This window comes from Xylophilus sp. (assembly GCA_009914555.1).
Taxonomy (GTDB): domain Bacteria; phylum Pseudomonadota; class Gammaproteobacteria; order Burkholderiales; family Burkholderiaceae_C; genus WNDY01.
The window spans coordinates 46,064-61,974 of sequence record WNDY01000022.1 but is presented as its reverse complement, the minus strand read 5'-3'; the positions used below and the strand labels follow the sequence as shown (position 1 = coordinate 61,974).

The 15,911-nt window shown below is 70.5% G+C and carries 10 protein-coding genes and 2 pseudogenes; 6 read left to right on the top strand and 6 right to left on the bottom strand.

Translation table 11 applies throughout. From position 1 onward, the window contains the following. Positions 1-134 precede the first annotated feature (134 nt). Positions 135-965: pseudogene (locus GAK38_RS11760) on the top strand (1-acyl-sn-glycerol-3-phosphate acyltransferase); the annotation flags it as partial. 453 nt (positions 966-1,418) lie between these two features. Next, complete coding sequence (locus GAK38_RS11755) at positions 1,419-2,651, top strand: acyl-CoA dehydrogenase family protein (protein WP_325344310.1); 1,233 nt, start codon at positions 1,419-1,421, stop codon at positions 2,649-2,651. An 87-nt stretch (positions 2,652-2,738) separates the two neighbouring features. Here GAK38_RS11755 and GAK38_RS11750 read toward each other — a convergent pair whose 3' ends face one another. The 6 genes from GAK38_RS11750 to GAK38_RS11725 form a co-directional block, all read right to left on the bottom strand. After that, a complete protein-coding gene (locus GAK38_RS11750) occupies positions 2,739-4,103 on the bottom strand; it encodes an LLM class flavin-dependent oxidoreductase (protein WP_325344308.1) in 1,365 nt (454 codons plus the stop codon). A 26-nt stretch (positions 4,104-4,129) separates the two neighbouring features. Then, the gene (locus GAK38_RS11745; protein ID WP_325344306.1) at positions 4,130-4,999 is read right to left on the bottom strand and encodes an ABC transporter ATP-binding protein; all 870 of its coding nucleotides are present in this window, start codon (positions 4,997-4,999) and stop codon (positions 4,130-4,132) included. A 12-nt stretch (positions 5,000-5,011) separates the two neighbouring features. Next, positions 5,012-5,845, bottom strand: coding sequence for an ABC transporter permease (locus GAK38_RS11740; RefSeq protein WP_325344305.1), 834 nt, complete (start codon positions 5,843-5,845; stop codon positions 5,012-5,014). Continuing rightward, positions 5,845-6,627 (bottom strand): ABC transporter permease, encoded by a 783-nt coding sequence (locus GAK38_RS11735; RefSeq protein WP_443089202.1) that lies wholly within the window; start codon positions 6,625-6,627, stop codon positions 5,845-5,847. The genes GAK38_RS11740 and GAK38_RS11735 overlap by 1 nt, the downstream gene beginning before the upstream one ends. A gap of 81 nt (positions 6,628-6,708) precedes the next feature. Beyond that, entirely contained in the window at positions 6,709-7,806 is a 1,098-nt protein-coding gene (locus GAK38_RS11730) for an ABC transporter substrate-binding protein (RefSeq protein ID WP_325344303.1), read from the bottom strand. 45 nt (positions 7,807-7,851) lie between these two features. After that, positions 7,852-9,369, bottom strand: coding sequence for an amidohydrolase family protein (locus tag GAK38_RS11725; protein WP_325344301.1), 1,518 nt, complete (start codon positions 9,367-9,369; stop codon positions 7,852-7,854). Between the two features lie 313 nt (positions 9,370-9,682). Here GAK38_RS11725 and GAK38_RS11720 point away from each other — a divergent pair, with 313 nt between their 5' ends. The 4 genes and pseudogenes from GAK38_RS11720 (at position 9,683) to GAK38_RS11705 (ending at position 15,889) form a co-directional block, all read left to right on the top strand. Then, entirely contained in the window at positions 9,683-10,336 is a 654-nt protein-coding gene (locus GAK38_RS11720; RefSeq protein ID WP_325344299.1) for a TonB-dependent receptor plug domain-containing protein, read from the top strand. A 51-nt stretch (positions 10,337-10,387) separates the two neighbouring features. Next, on the top strand, positions 10,388-11,887 hold the full coding sequence (locus tag GAK38_RS11715; RefSeq protein WP_325344298.1) for a TonB-dependent receptor: 1,500 nt from the start codon (positions 10,388-10,390) through the stop codon (positions 11,885-11,887). Between the two features lie 20 nt (positions 11,888-11,907). Further along, entirely contained in the window at positions 11,908-13,176 is a 1,269-nt protein-coding gene (locus tag GAK38_RS11710; protein ID WP_325344296.1) for an oligogalacturonate lyase family protein, read from the top strand. Between the two features lie 3 nt (positions 13,177-13,179). Next, positions 13,180-15,889, top strand: a pseudogene (locus GAK38_RS11705) (exo-rhamnogalacturonan lyase family protein). The last annotated feature ends 22 nt before the right edge of the window (positions 15,890-15,911 follow it).

Sequence of the window (15,911 nt, the reverse complement as noted above, 5' to 3'; positions counted from 1 at the left end):
ACGCACGGCGGGCGTGGTGCGGGCGTTCCTGTGCAGGGCGATCAGCATGCTTGGACCTCCGGAGGTGATTGCAGTGACTCTATCAATCCTCGCATCACCGCTCGGGCCATGAAGAGTGGATAGCGATTCTCGCTTATGCAATCATCCGGGATGCGACACCTACGCACCGCGCGCGGATCATCGCGGCCAACAACATCCTCAACGCGCTGTTCATGATCACGAGCGCGGTCATCGCCGGCGCGCTGCTCGGCGCGGGCTTCACCGTGCCGCAGGTGTTCCTGTTCACAGGCATCGCCAACGCGGTCGTCGCGGCCTACATCTTCCTGCTGGTGCCGGAGTACCTGCTGCGCTTCGTCGCCTGGATCGCCACGCGCGTGGTCTATCGCTTCCGCATCAGCGGCGCCGAGCACATACCGGCTTGCGGCCCGGCGGTGCTGGCCTGCAACCATGTGAGCTATGTCGACGCGGTGCTGCTGCTGGCCGCGAGCCCGCGGCCGATCCACTTCGTGATGGACTCACGCATCTTCGCCGTGCCGGTGCTGGGCTGGCTGTTCCGCCTGGCGCGCGCGATACCGATCGCGCCGCACAAGGACGACCCGGCCGCCTATGCCGAAGCCTTCGAGCGCGCCCACGCGGTGCTGCGCGAGGGCGACCTGCTCGCGATCTTCCCCGAAGGCGCGATCACCCGCGACGGCGCGCTGCAGCCGTTCAAGGGCGGCATCGCCAGGATCGTCGAGCGCGCCCGCGCCGAGGGGCTCGACGTGCCGGTCGTGCCGATGGCGCTGACCAACCTGGGGGGATCGCGCTTCAGCCGCACCGAGGGCGGCCGCATTCTGGGCTGCCCGCTGCGGCGCGGGATCTTCAGCCGCGTGGGCCTCAACGTGGGACCGGCGCAGTCGGGCGGCGCGACAGTGGAGCCGGCGGCGCTGCAGGCGCAGGTGGCGGAGCTGCTGGCGCGCGGCTGAACCAATACCCCTGCCATGATCCTGCCGAAGCACGCTCTGTGAGCGCGCTCTGGCTTTATACCCCCGCATCTTTTTCATTCGTCCGCCGGGAGCATCGAAAAAAGATACCCGATGGGTGGCCTCGGAGTGCTGGTTCAGGAATGTCCGCTTCTTCGACGGTCTCTGCGCCATCGGCCTGGCCTGGCTGCCGGGCCAGAGCCTGGACCGCGCCTTCATGGCCATGGACTGCGTGTTCTGTGCCTGTGGCCGCGTTCGTGCTCGCCAACGCAGTGCGCGACCGCCGGCGCGGCGATGCCGCGCAGGGCGAGATGCCGCTGTGGCCGCTCGTGGCAGCCGCCGCATAAGCACACGCCGAAAAAATGGTTGGGAACGGCCGCGCGCGGGCATAGGCTCGCGGCCTCTTTCCGATGCCCGCCGCCCGGTGCCGCCACTGGCGCCGGCGGTCCACCGCGCATGACCGCTGCCCTTCCCACCGCTTCCGCCGCCGCTGCCTTCGCCCGCCCCGCCGTGCGCGAGGACTTCGGCCCCCATGCCGATGCCGTCGCCCGCGTGGCTGCCGAACTCGCCGCCACCGCCGCCGAGCGCGACCGCGCCGGCGGCACCGCGCTGGCCCAGCGCCAACTGCTGCGCGCGAGCGGCCTGCTCACGCTCGCGGTGCCGCGCGCCTTCGGCGGGCCGGAGGCGCCGTGGCCGCTGATCCTGCACATCGTGCGGCGCTTCGCGGCGGCCGACAGCTCGCTCGCGCACCTGTTCGGCTTCCAGCATCTGCAGGTCGCGGGCGTCATCCTGTTCGGCTCGCCCGCGCAGCAGCAGCGCTACCTGCGCGAAGGCACGGTGGAGCAGGGCTGGTTCTGGGGCAACGCGGTCAACGGCCGCGACCCGCGGCTCCAGGCCACGCGCACCGAGGCGGGCTGGCAGCTCGACGGCGTCAAGAGCTTCTGCTCCGGCGCCGCCGATTCCGACGTGCTCAGCGTGTCGGTTTCCACCGGCGACGCGCCGACCGACCGCATCTTCGCGATCGTGCCCACGCACCGCGAGGGCGTGGCGGTCAATGACGACTGGGACAACCTCGGCCAGCGCCAGACCGACAGCGGCACCGTCCGTTTCGACCGCGTCCAGGTCGCGGCCGACGAGGTGCTGAGGCCCCCCGGCGTCGCGTCGAGCCCGCGCGCCACGCTGCGCAACCTGATCGGCCAGCTGGTGCTCACCGAGATCTACCTCGGCAACGCGCAGGGCGCGCTCGACGAGGCCCTGGCCTGGCTCGCCACCGAGGCGCGCGCCTGGCCCGGCGCCGGCGTCGAGCGGCCGCAGGACGATCCGCTGCTGCTGCTGCGCGCGGGCGAACTCTGGCTGCAGCTGCGCGCCGCCGTCGCCTCGGCCGACCTCGCGCTCGCCGATTTCCAGGCCGCCTGGAACGCCGGCCTGGCGCTGACCTGGGAGCAGCGCGGCGAACTCGCCATCGCCATCGCCGCCGCGCGCGTGCAGGCCGCGCGCACCGCGCTGCACGTGACGGCCCAGATCTTCGAACTGACCGGCGCGCGCTCCACCGCCCGCCGCCACGGCTTCGACCGCTACTGGCGCAACGTGCGCGTGCACACGCTGCACGACCCGGTGGACTACCGGGCCAAGGGCATCGGCCGCTGGCTGGCGACGGGGCAGGCGCCGGAGCCGTACGGGTACGGCTGATGCTGCAGTTCCTGCCGCTGCGTGCAGGATACTCCCCACTGAACTAGGCGGAGATGCACAGCGGGCACGCGCTGCAGGCTGATACTGTCAGGAGTATCTGGCGGAGGCCCGCAGTCCTTCGCCGTGCACGGGCTTCTTCAGCCCCAGATGCTCGCGCAGCGTCCGCCCTTCGTATTCGGTGCGCACCAGCCCGCGGCGGCGCAGCTCGGGCAGCACCAGCGCGATGAAATCGTCGAGCCCGCCCGGGAAGTACGGCGCCATGATGTTGAAGCCGTCGGCGCCGCCTTCCTCGAACCACTGCTGCAGCTGGTCGGCAATGCGCCCGGGCGTGCCGACCACCTGCTGGTGGCCGCGCGCGCCGGCGATGCGCAAATACAGGTCGCGGATCGTCAGGCCGTCGCGGCGGGCCAGGTCGAGCAGCAGCCGCTGGCGGCTCTTGGGGCCGTTGGTGGGCGGCAGCTCGGGCACGGGGCCGTCGACGGGGTAGCCTGAAAAGTCGAAGCCGCCGATCACGGTGGACAGCAGTGCGGTGCCCACGACCGGATCGACCAGCGACTGCAGCTGCGCGAACTTCTCCTCGGCCTCGGCCTGCGTGCGGCCGACCACCGGAAAGATGCCCGGCATGATCTTCACGTCGTCCGGATGGCGGCCGAAGTCCGACACGCAGCCCTTGACGTCGGCATAGAAGGCGCGCGCCTCGTCGAAGGTCTGGTGGGCGACGAAGATCACCTCGGCCGTGCGCGCGGCCAGCGCCTTGCCGGCCTCCGACGCGCCGGCCTGCACGACGACCGGGCGGCCCTGCGGCGAGCGGTTCACGTTGAGCGGGCCGCGCACCTGGAAGTGCTTGCCCTGGTGGTTGAGCACATGGAGCTTGCCCGGGTCGAGGTAGCGGCCGCCCGCCTTGTCGCGGAGAAAGGCGCCGTCCTCGTAGGAATCCCACAGGCCCAGCACCACGTCGTGGAACTCGGCCGCGCGCTCGTAGCGCAGCGCATGGGCGTCGTGCGCGCTGCGGTTGAAGTTGCGGGCCTCGCCTTCGCCGCTCGAAGTGACGAGGTTCCAGCCGGCGCGCCCGCCCGAGATCTGGTCGAGCGAGGCGAAGCGGCGCGCCACGTTGTAGGGCTCGTGGAAGCTGGTGGAGACGGTGGCGATGAGGCCGATGCGCTCGGTCACCGCGGCGATGGCCGCGAGCAGCGTCGTCGGCTCGAACCCGTCGGTGCGCGCGGTGCGGGCCAGCGAGGGGAGGTGCTCGTTGCGCACGCCGGAGGCATCGGCCAGGAAGACGGCGTCGAACCTGGCGGCTTCGGCCTTCTGCGCGAGCTGCACGAAATGGCGGAAGTTGCTGCCGGCGTCGGCCTGCGCGTCCGGATGACGCCAGCCGGCGATGTGGTGGCCCCCGGCCATGAGGAAGGCGCCAAGCTTGATCTGGCGGGGTGTGGAAGCAGAAGAGGGCATGGATGCAGCAGCGGCAGGAAGAGGGGTCACCAGGCCAGCTGCAGCGGCCGGGCGGGGTCGGGGAAGGGCGCTGCGGCGTGTGCGGGCGCCGGCCCGTCCGGCAGGTCGAGGAAGTCGGCCAGCACGTCGTCGCGGATGCGGATGAAGGCCGGGTCGCTGCGGTTGCGTGGATGCGGCAGGGGCACCGGCACGATGCGCTTGATGCGGCCCGGGTGCGGCTCCATGACGACCACGCGGTCGCCGAGGTAGACGGCTTCCTCCACGTCGTGGGTGACCAGCAGCATGGTGATGCGCTCCTTCTGCCAGATGTGCTGGAGCTCGCCCTGCAGGCGCGAGCGCGTCAGCGCGTCAAGCGCGCCGAACGGCTCGTCGAGCAGCAGCACGCGCGGCCGGTTGACCAGCCCGCGCGCGATCGCCACGCGCTGGGCCATGCCGCCGGAGATCTGGTGCGGATAGGACTGCGCGAAGGCTTCGAGGCCGACCAGGGCGACGTGCTCGGCCACCAGTTCGCGCTTGCGTGCGGCCGGGACCGGCGCGTTGCGCAGGCCGACGGCCACGTTCTCCTCCACCGTCAGCCAGGGGAACAGGCGGTGGTCCTGGAAGACGATGCCGCGCTCGCGGCCGGTGCCGTCGATCGGCCGGCCGTCGAGCGTGATGCGGCCGTCGAACTCGTCGTCAAGCCCGAGCACCAGCCGCAGCAGCGTGGACTTGCCGCAGCCGCTGGCGCCGACGATGCTGACGAACTCGCCGGCGCGCACGTCGAGGTCGATACCCTGCAGCACCTGCAGGCTGCCGCCCTCGGCCTGCGCGCTGGCGAAGCGCTTGCCGACGCCGTGGATGGAGAGCGCGCCGGTCGTTGCGGCGGCCTGGGGGGTGTCGAGGGTGGATGTCGTCATGTCTCTACCGTGTCAGGCCCGGCCGAAGCGGCGGGCGATGCGTCGTTCCAAAGCGCGGGCCGAGGCGTTCATGAACCAGCCGACCGTCCCGAGCACGATCATCCCGAAGATCACCATGTCCATCTGGAAGTGCTCGCTGCCCTCGATGAGCAGGTTGCCCACGCCGCGGCCGGCGACCAGCAGGTACTCGGCGCCGATGGTGGCGAGCCACGAATAGACCAGCGCGAGGTAGATGCCGGTGAAGATCGACGGCACGGCCGCGGGCAGCACCACCTCCAGCACCGTCTGGCGGCGCGTGTAGCCGTAGACGCGGGCGACTTCGAGCAGCGCGGCCGGCGTGCCGCGGATGCCATCGCAGGTGTTGACGACCACCGGCACCAGCGCCGCGAGCGAGAGGAACACCACCTTGGCCACGTCGCCGAGGCCGAACCAGACCGAGATCAGCGGAATCCACGCGAACAGAGAGATCTGCTTGAAGGTGTTGAAGCTCGGGCCGACGATGCGCGCGAAGCGCGGCCAGAGGCCCAGCAGGCCGCCGAGCAGCAGGCCCGAGACGGTGCCGATCGAAAAGCCCGTGACCTCGCGCGCCAGGCTCGCGGCCAGCGCCAGCCAGAGCCGGCCGCTCACGGCCAGCTCCCAGCCGGTGGCCAGCACCCTGGCCGGCGAGACGAGCAGCGCGGAATTGACCAGGTGCAGCTGCGCGGCCGCCCACCACAGCAGCACGGCCACGGCCGGCAGCACCAGGCCGCGCCAGCGGCGCGCGCCGGCGGCAGCACTGACGGGCGCCGCGGCGGCCGCGGCCTCGGCCGCGTCGAGCGAACGGGCGGGGGCGGCAATGGCGGACATCAGCGGCCTCCCGCGGTGGTGGCGCCGCGCGCGCCGAACAGCCGGCGCTCGGCCCGGTCCAGCAGCCGGTCGATCGCATAGCCGATCGCGCCGACGACGATCACGGCGGCCATCACCAGGTCGAGCTGGAACAGCTGGCGGCCGTAGACGATCAGGTAGCCCAGGCCCTCGCTCGACGCCACCAGCTCCACCACGACCAGCGACAGCCAGGCCTTGGTGAAGCCCAGGCGGATGCCGGTGAAGAGCGTCGGCACGGCCGTGGGCAGCACGATCTCCAGCACCTCCTGGCGGCGCGTGTAGCCATACACGCGGCCGACCTCGCGCAGCGCGGGCGGCGCCTGGCGAAAGCCCTGGAGCGTGTTGAGCGCCACCGGCACCAGCGCGGCCTTGGCGATCAGGATGATCTTCAGCGGCTCGCCGATGCCCACGAGCAGCAGCACGAACGGCAGCCAGCCGAGCACCGGAATCTGCACCAGCGCGTTGAACGTGGGCAGCACGTAGGCTTCCACGTTCCTCGACAGCCCCATCGCCGTGCCCAGCAGCAGGCCCAGCAGCGTGCCGGCCGCGAAGCCGAGCAGCACCCGCTGCAGGCTGGCCTGGGTGTGCAGCCAGAGGTCGCCGCTGGTGGCCAGATCGCGCAGCGTCTCGCCCACGAACTGCGGCGGCGGCAAGACCTGGGACGAGATCCAGCCCTGGCCGGCGCCCAGCCACCACAGGCCGAACAGGATCAACGAAAGGAGTATGGGCTCAAGGCGATTGTAAATCGCGCGCAAGAAGCGGATAGGCCATGGGGTATGCTCTTGCTCCTTCGCCGCGGCGGCGGGCAGCGCCTCGGCCGGCAGCGCGGCGGCGCGCCTCCTGCGTCATCGCGCCGATGCGACCGAAGCCGCCTTCTTCGGCCGGCCCTTGGCGTCATAGGGCGTCCAGCGGTTCTCCAGGCCCTGCTTCTTGAGCGCGGCCTGCAGGTACCGGGTGTCGAACCAGCCGTCGAACGAGATCGGGCGGCGGATCAGCTTGAGCTTGAGCGCATCGTCGGCCACGGCCTTGTAGCGCGCGACGATGAAGTCGTCGACCAGCGGCGAATTGCGTTCGGCCAGCGACTGGCCTTCGAACTCGGCCTTGCACGAGGCCTCGGGCGTGCCGCTCTTCGCCCAGATGCGGAACAGCGCGTCGCGGTTCTTCTCATCGGAGGCCCAGTCGGCCGCCTTGACGAAGACGTCGACCACGCGCTGCACCTCGGCCGGGTGCTCCTTCTCGAAATCCTCGCGCACCAGCAGCGCGGCCTGGCGGGTGAAGGCCGGGTCCTGGCCCTGGGTGCTGTAGACCACCTTGGCCAGGCCCGCGTCGCGCACCTTGAACCATTCGTAGCCGCCGAAGGCCGCGTCCACGCCGTGGGACACCAGCGCCGCCTGGGCGCTGCCGGCGTCGAGGTTGACGGTCTTGAGGTCGCGCTCGGCCAGGCCGTTGGCGGCCAGCACGTTGATCGCGACGAGATGGCCGTTGGTGCCGCGGAAGATCGAGACCTTGCGGTCCTTCAGGTCCTTGATCGACCGGATGTCGGAGTCCTTCGGCGTGACCACGTAGAGGTTGTTGCGCGCGCCGCTGGTCAGCAGCAGCTTGGTCTTCAGGCCGTTGGCGCGGCCCACGACCTGCGGCAGGTCGCCCTGGTAGGCGAAGTCGATCTGCCTGTTCGACAGCGCCTCGTTGACCGCCGGGCCGGCACCCTTGAAGAACAGCCACTCGACCTTGACGTCGGGCGTGCCGGCGAACTCCTTCTCCAGCGTCTGGTTGGCGCGAACCACGCCGCCGGGCGAGCCGCCCCAGGTGACCGGCTCGCCGCCGCCGGCGCTGGCCACGCCGATGCGGATGGTCAGGGGCTCGGCCTGGGCGGCCAGGGCCGCACCGGCGAGGACGAGGGCGCCCAGCAGAGCGCGGCGGGACCGCAGGGAAGGGATGTGCATGGCGGTGTGTGGTGGTCGTTGCGGGCGAGGGGAGGGCCGGCCGCGTCAGGCGCCCGGCGCGCGCACCTTGGCGGCGATGTCGGTGCCGTCGAAGAAGCGCGGGTTGGCCTCGGTGTAGAAGCGGTACGGGTTGCCGAAGGTGAAGGCCTTGAAGTCGGCCGGCGTGAGCACGCCCTGCTCGACCAGGTCCCAGCTCTCGGCCAGCGGCTCGGTCAGGTCGGGCACGTCCCAGTGGCCGATGTCGGACGACCAGATCGCATTGATCTTCACGCCCAGCGGGTTCACCCGGTCGTTGAAGGCGGCGGCCACGGTGCGGTCGTCGGCCTCGGAGCCGAAGTAGAAGCTGCGGACCCAGCGGTCGCGGATGTCTTCCACCTTTTCGATGCCGGCGGCGGCGAAGTCGTCGAGTTCGTCGCCCTCGGGCTCGCGGCTGTGCGGCAGGGCCGAGATGCCGAGCGCGTCGCGCAGCAGCGTCTCGCGGTTGAGCGGCCGGCCCTTCGTCAGATCGGCGCCGTAGCGCTCGAACAGCGAGGCCAGCAGGTCGATGTCCGCGTGGGCCGGGTTGTAGTTCTGCACCGCGTCGCGGTTGCGCTTCTCCCAGCGGTCGACCAGGTGGGTGTAGACATGCGAACCCCAGTCGGCGCCGCCTTCGAGCAGGCCCACGCGCAAGCCCGGGAAGCGCCGCGTCACGCCGCCGAAGAACAGCGCCTTGGCGAACGCCTGCGAGCCGTCGGCGAAGTGGCCGATGTGGTTGAACATGTAGTTGCTGATCGACTGCCGCCCGGTCCAGCCCTGGCTGCCGTAGTGCGTGGTGACTGGCACGCCAAGCTCGACCACCTTGGCCCAGAACGGATCGTAGTCGTAGGGGCTGTCGATGCCGTAGAAGTCGATGTAGCTCGCGTGGCGGGCGACCTCGGGGTGCTCGGCCTTGGGGTACTTCTCGGCCACCGAGGCGATCGGGCGGCGCACGCCGCCGGCGATGTTGATCACCTTCAGGCCCAGCGTCCTGACGGCGAATTCCAGCTCCTCGATGCCTTCCTGCGGCGTGTTGAGCGGAATGCCGGCCACCGGCGTCAGGCGGTGCGCGTGCCTGCGGTACTGGTCGGCGTGGAAATGGTTGATCGCGCGGTGCAGCGGCTGGCGGAACTCGTCGCTGGCCGCGGCGGGCGACAGCACGTCGTTGGGAAACAGCACCGAGTAGTCGGCGCCCTGCTCGGCCAGGCGTTCGGCCAGCAGGTCGGGCAGGGTGTAGGTGGCCAGGTCGAGCGTGTTGCGCGTCACGCGGGCCCACCAGGGCGCGCGCAGCGTGCGGCGGGCCTGGCGCTCGGCAGGGGTCTGCTGGTACCAGTCGCGGCCGGTGCCGTCGCGGGTGTTGGCATGGCGGCCGCCCAGGGCCTTGCGCAGCGCATCGACCAGGACCGGGCCGCCGTACTGGGCGACGTAGTCCTCGATGGCCGGGGCGAAGTCGTTGACGTGGACGTCGGTGTCGATGACGGGATGGTCGAGCCCGGCCTTGACGGCGACGGAGCGGGAGGCGCGGACGGCGTGCAGGCGATCGTTCATGGCGGAAACCTCGGGGTTCGTGGGACCGGCTTGCCGCCGGGCCTACGAGTTTGGATTTCGCCGCCATGCGGCCCAACAAAAAATTCCGCGTATGGAAAGACGGGGAACTTCTGTCGGGCGGCGGGCCGGCGCATCGGAGGGGCTGTATTCAACGCATGGCCGCGCTGCCATGCCAATGCGTTGCGCTCATAGTTTTTTTGCCGCGAACGCATGGCTGCAAGGGATGGAATTTGTCACGTCTTATTTAGGATCGCCATAACAAGTGATCCTTTTAGATCAAAAAGAAATTTCATTGCCTGCACGTCGACGTTCCATGCCATCCCACACCAGAAAAGATTACACGAGGAAGATTCGCCCCGCAACCCCGCTGCTGATCGGCTTGGCCCTGTTGCTGGGCGTTGCGCGGGCCCAGACCGCGACCGATGCCTCCGAACTCCACACCATCAAGGTCGAAGGCCATCGCGCCGCCGATCCCCAGCGGGCGCCGAGCTCGGCCGTCCATGTCGACGGCCAAGAACTGGAGCGCCAGAGCGTGCAGCGGCTGGAGGATCTGCAGCAGCTGACCCCGGACCTGGACGTGGCCGGCAGCAACGAGTTCGAGACCAGTGTCTCGATCCGGGGCGTGGGCGACGGCGGTGGCAACGAGATCAACGTCGGCATGCCCAGCAGCGTGGGGCTGTTCCTCGACGGTGTGTATCTCAGCCGGCCCGGGATGTTGGCCGGCGACCTGCTGGACATCGACGGTGCGACCGTGCTGCCCGGCCCGCAGGGCACGCTGCATGGCTTCAACACCACGGGCGGCGCGGTGGACATCCGCACCCGCGCGCCGAGCTTCCAGCGGGAAGGGTCGATCCGGCAGTCGTTCGGTCAGCGCGGCTATGTGCAGACGCAGGGGACGTGCTCCGGCCCGCTGAGCGAGACGCTGGCTGCGCGCATCAGCTTCTCGCACACGGAGCGCGACGGCTAGATCCGCAATCAGTACACCGGCAACAAGCTCGACGGCGGCCGGCAGGACAGCGTGCGCGCGCAACTGCTCTGGAAGCCGCATGCCGACTTCGACCTGCGCCTGGCAGCCGATTACGGCGACATCCACACCAACCCGGCGTCCGTCCTCCTGCAGGCGGCGGACTCCTACATCACGGCGGCCAACAAGGTCGGGTCGTATCCCCTGGTCGGGGGCGTCAACGTCGACATCGAGAGCTACACCGACCTGAAGCAGGGCGGTGTCTCGGCCACGGCCAACTGGAGGCTGGACGGGGGCTACAACCTGCGCTCCACCACATCGGCGCGCTACTTCGGCTACAAGCCCGTGATCGCCGACAACTACGACGTCGCGCTGTACAGCAACCAGGGCACCAGCTACCGCGACCGCATCTGGCAGCAGGAGATCCGGCTTGACTCGCCGCGCGGCGAGAAGTTCGACTACGCGATCGGGGCCATCTACTGGGGCGAGAACCTCGACACCTATGTGCGCAACGCGTACACGGGCAATTCGCTCAACGGGTCCGGCTACGTCAACCGCGTGGTGGAACGCACGGGCACGCTCGACGACAGGGTGTTCTCGCTGTTCGCCCAGGGCACCTGGCACCTCGGCAGCCGCCTCGAACTCACCGCCGGCCTGCGCCTGAGCCAGGAGCGCAAGGCGGGCTCCTTCGTCCGCGTCGGCCGGGCCGGCTTCAGCTCCGACTTGGTGCAGACACGGGTGCTGCCTGCCGGGTTGGTGAGCCTCAACTACTGGCTGCAGCCCGACGTGCAGGCCTATGCCACGGTCGGCTACGGAGAGAAGTCCGGCGGGCTGAACATCTCCTCGGGCGCGGCCAACGCGGCGGGGCGCGACACGCTGTACGTCGACCCCGAGTCCGCCCGCAGCGCCGAGGTGGGCCTCAAGGGCACCTGGCTGGACCAGCGGCTGACGGCCGGCGTGGCCCTGTTCTGGTCGGAGATCCGCAACTTCCAGGCCAGTGCCTATGACGAGGTGTCCGACTCCAGCTACCTCACCAATGCCGGCACGGTGCGCTCGCGCGGCGTGTCGTCCAACGTGCGCTTCCGCCCGGCCGAGGGCTGGACGCTGGGCCTGGCCAGCACGCTGCTGGACGCCAGCTACCTGAGCTACGAGAACGGATCCTGCCCGCCCGAGAATGGCGCGACCTCTTGCTCGCACACCGGCGAGCGCACGCTGCGCTCGCCCCGGATTGCCTACAACGTGAGCAGCCGCTACGAGTGGAACATCGCATCGGCAGGCGGGCTGGGCGCCTTCGTGCAGGGGCGCTGGAGCTACCGTTCATGGGTCTACAGCACCGTGGACAACTCGAACTACACCCGCATCCCGGGCTACGGCCTGCTCAGCCTATCCACAGGGGTGAATGGCCGCCACGCGGACAACCGCTGGAGCCTGACGCTGTCGCTCAGCAACGCACTCGACAAGCGGTACTACCGCGTGCTGCGCGGCGGGCCGACCGTCTTCGGAACGCTCGGGACGCCGCGCACGCTGAGTGCCAGCTTCCGCTACGACTTCTGATCCGCGAGATGGCGACTCGCATGACGGCGGTAAGCCCGCTGCGCAGGCTGCTTGCGGCCGGTGCATTCCTTCTCGCGCTTCAGGCCGGGGCTGCGCCGCCGCCGGCCTCCTGGGTCGACCCCGACACCGGCCACCGCGTTATCCGGCTCACGGACGAACCCGGCTCGGGCAGCTTCTACTTCAACATCAACGCCTACACGCCCGACGGCACCCAGATGGTCTACGGCACGGCCGGCCGCGGCATCGGGGTGATCGACCTGCGCACCTTCGCCACGCGGCTGCTGGTGGCGGGGCCGGTGGGCGGCGGTCCCGGTGCGGTGGTGGTGGGGCGCAGGACGCCCACCGTCTACTATTTCAAGGGCGTGGCGGGCGATCCCCGGGCCGCCTCGCTCTGGGCGGCCGACATCGCCACGGGCGCGCAGCGCCGGATCGCCGATCTGCCGCCGCGCTCCGGCGTCTTCTCGATCAATGCGGACGAAACGCTGGGCGTGGGAAGCTACATCGTGGGTGATGGCGAGGACTACAACGGCCGCCAGGCCGGCCAGTTGGTCGGGCCGGGCTCGGCCAGGGAGCCGGCCGACAAGAAGACCCGCATGGCCCGGCGCTTTGCCGCGCGGCTGCCGATGGTTGTCTTCACCGTCGACCTGCGCACGGGCGAGACCAAGCCGCTGTTCGCCAGCACGCACTGGATCGACCATCTGCAGTTCTCGCCGACCGACCCCACGCTGCTCATGTATGCCCACCAGGGGGCGTGGCAGCAGGTGGAAAAGCTCTGGACGATCCGCACGGACGGCTCGCAGCAGAAGCACATCAACCCCCGCATCACGCAGATGGAAGGCAGCGGCCACCAATGGTGGGACGCCAGCGGCAAGCGGATCTGGTACGACCTGCACATGTCCTTCGGCCTGGTGTCCTACCTCGCCGGCATCGACGTGGAGAGCGGCGCGCGCACTTGGTACCACTACCAGCCGCACGAGGCGTCCATCCACTTCAACCGGTCGGCCGACGGCACGCTGTTCGCGGGCGACGGCAGTGCCGCGCCGGGCGCGCAGTGGATCTACCTGTTCCGCCCCGAGTTGCTGAAGGACGACCACAGCCTGGGCGACAACCTCGTCCGCCCGGGCCGCCTGCACGCCGAGCGGCTGGTGAACATGGCCCGGCACAACTACCGGCTGGAGCCGAACGTGCAGTTCACGCCGGACGGCAGGTATGTGCTCTTCCGTTCCAACATGCAGGGTCCGAGCTACCTGTTCGCGGTGGAAGTGGCCCGGACTGACGTGGAGCGTTGAGCCATGGCCAAACTGCATCTCACCCGCCGCCGCTTCGCGCTTCTTGCCGGGCTGCCGCTGGCGGCACCGTTCGCCGCGGTCAGGGCATCCACCGATGAGAGCGAGTCGGATGGCGGCACGCCGCTGCACTGGATCGACGGGCAAGTGCCCGAAGCCTTCGTCGGCACGACCTGGGGCACGCCCTGGCCGCGCGGAGCGGTCGCGGCGGGCAGTGGCTTCGCGCTGCACGATGCCGCGGGCCGGGCGCTGCCGCTGCAAAGCTGGCCGCTGGCCTTCTGGCCCGACGGCTCGCTCAAGTGGACGGCCCACGCGCTACCGCCGCACGCGGCGGCCAGCGCGGGCTACCGCCTGCGCCCCACGGTCGCTGCGCCGGCGGAGCCGCAGCCCTTGTTGGTTTCGCAGGCGGGCGATGCACTGCAGGTGGATACGGGCGCCCTGCGCTGCACCCTGCCGCGCAGTGGGCCGCTGGTGATCGCGCGCCTGGAGCGCAAGGGGGCTCAAGGCTTCACGGCGGCCCTGGAGAACGCCGAGCTGACCCTGCTGGTCCAGGGCGACCCCGATGCCCCGGAGGGGGTGACGCAGCATTACCGCAGCGCCGTGCAGAGCGCCGAGATCGAGCGCAACGGTGCGCAGCGTGCGCTCGTCATGCTGCGCGGAACGCATCGGTTCCAGAAAGGGGCGGAAAGCGGTGCGCAGCATGGCGAAACCCTGCTGCCCTTCATCCTGCGCCTGTACTTCTATGCAGGCTCGGCCGCGCTGCGCATCGTCCACACCATTGTCTACGACGGCGACGCATCGCGCGACTTCACCCGGGGCCTGGGCGTCACATTCCAGGTGCCGCTGGCCGGGCCGCTGCACGACCGGCATGTGCGCTTCGTCGGCGAGGGCGAGGGCCTCTTTGCCGAGGCCGTGCGTGGCCTCTCGGGGCTGCGCCGGGAACCGGGGGCCGGCGTCGTCGCGGCGCAGGTCGCGGGGCGTGCCGTGCCGCCCCTGGCCGAGCCCGTCGCATCCGGGCTGGAGTACATCCCCGCCTTCGGCAGCTACCGGCTGCTCCAGGCGCATTCCGACGCCTTCACCATCGCCAAGCGCACCACCGCGGGCCAGGGCTGGCTGCATGCCGCCAGCGGCGGCCGCTCGGCTGGCACCGGCTGGCTGGGCACGCCAGCCGGCGGCGTGGCCTTCGGTATCCGCAATTTCTGGCAGAGCCACCCGGCGCAGATCGACATCGATGCCGCCCACACCGATGCTGCCCGCGTCACCCTGTGGCTCTGGGCGCCGCAGGCCGAGCCGATGGACCTGCGCCCCATCCATGATGGGCTGGGCCAGGACTCTCATGAGAAGCAGCGCGCCGCGCTGGACATCACCTACGAGGACTACGAGCCCGGCTTCGACACCCCGCTGGGGGTGGCGCGCACGAGCGAGCTGCAGATCGAGGCGCTCGGTGCCACGCCCGACGCTGCCGCGCTGCTGGCCATCGCCCGCCGCATCCAGGTGCCCCCGCAGCTCATCGCATCGCCCGCGCGCCTGCACGCCGCCGGCGTCTTCGGCCCGGCCTGGTCGCCCGTGCGCACCGGAGAGGAGGCGCTGGAAGGCCAGCTTGCCTGGTACTTCGACTTCTACCGGCGCGAGGTCGAGCAGCGCCGCTGGTACGGCTTCTGGGATTACGGCGACGTCATGCACACCTACGACGGCGACCGCCACGTCTGGCGCTACGACGTCGGCGGCTATGCCTGGGACAACTCCGAGCTCAGCACCGACCTCTGGCTCTGGCACTACTTCCTGCGCACCGGCCGCGCCGACGTGTTCCGTGGCCGAGGCCATGGCCCGCCACACCGGCGAGGTGGACGTGCACCACCTCGGGCCGTTCGCGCCGCTGGGCTCGCGCCACAACGTCCGCCACTGGGGCGACAGCGCCAAGCAGCTGCGCGTGTCCACAGCCGCCAACCGGCGGCACTTCTACTACCTCACGGCCGACGAGCGTACCGGCGAGCTGCTGCGCGAGCAGGTCGAGGCCCTGCGCACGCTCCAGCGCGTGGTGCCCGCGCGCAAGCTCGGCCAGCAGGCTGCGCGAGCGCCGGGCGCCGCCAGCGTGGCCTTCGGTACCGACTGGGGCGCGGTGGCCGCTGCCTGGCTCACCGAATGGGAGCGCACGGGCGATGCGGCCATCCGCCAGCGGCTGGTCCACAGCATGGAAAGCATCGCGGCCCAGCCGCACGGCTTCTTCACCGGCGTGGCCGACATGGACATCGCCAGCGGTGTCTATGCGCGCGATACCGGCGGGCAACTGGCGGTATCGCACCTCAGCGCCGTCTTCGGCTTGGCCGAGATCGCGGGCGAACTGGTCGACCTGCTGCCCTCGCAGTCGTTCGAGCGGGCCTGGCTGGATTACTGCCGCCTCTACAACGCCAGCCGCGATGCGCAACGTGCGGCCCTCGGCCAGCCCTTGCGCACGGGCAACCTGGCCCAGGGCCATGCACGGCTCACGGCCTTCGCCGCCCATCGGCTGCACGACGAGGCCCTGCGGCAGCGCGCCTGGGCCGAGTTCCGGGCCGGCCGCGGCGGCATAGCTGCGCCGGGCCGGCGCACGCACACCGTGCTGCCGCCCCATGTGCTGGCGCCCGTGGAGGAGGCCGATGGCCTCTCCACCAACGCCGTGGCGCAGTGGGGTCTGGCCGCCATCGCCCTGCTGGCGCTGGCCGGCCCGCATCCCTGAAGCAACAAAGAAACCAACAAAT

What these genes read in the sequence shown, in the direction of transcription:
- GAK38_RS11755 (WP_325344310.1), top strand. Translation starts at nt 1,419, where the DNA reads ATGACCGCTGCCCTTCCCACCGCTTCCGCCGCCGCTGCCTTCGCCCGC.
- GAK38_RS11750 (WP_325344308.1), bottom strand. Translation starts at nt 4,103, where the DNA reads ATGCCCTCTTCTGCTTCCACACCCCGCCAGATCAAGCTTGGCGCCTTC.
- GAK38_RS11745 (WP_325344306.1), bottom strand. Translation starts at nt 4,999, where the DNA reads ATGACGACATCCACCCTCGACACCCCCCAGGCCGCCGCAACGACCGGC.
- GAK38_RS11740 (WP_325344305.1), bottom strand. Translation starts at nt 5,845, where the DNA reads ATGTCCGCCATTGCCGCCCCCGCCCGTTCGCTCGACGCGGCCGAGGCC.
- GAK38_RS11730 (WP_325344303.1), bottom strand. Translation starts at nt 7,806, where the DNA reads ATGCACATCCCTTCCCTGCGGTCCCGCCGCGCTCTGCTGGGCGCCCTC.
- GAK38_RS11725 (WP_325344301.1), bottom strand. Translation starts at nt 9,369, where the DNA reads ATGAACGATCGCCTGCACGCCGTCCGCGCCTCCCGCTCCGTCGCCGTC.
- GAK38_RS11720 (WP_325344299.1), top strand. Translation starts at nt 9,683, where the DNA reads ATGCCATCCCACACCAGAAAAGATTACACGAGGAAGATTCGCCCCGCA.
- GAK38_RS11710 (WP_325344296.1), top strand. Translation starts at nt 11,908, where the DNA reads ATGACGGCGGTAAGCCCGCTGCGCAGGCTGCTTGCGGCCGGTGCATTC.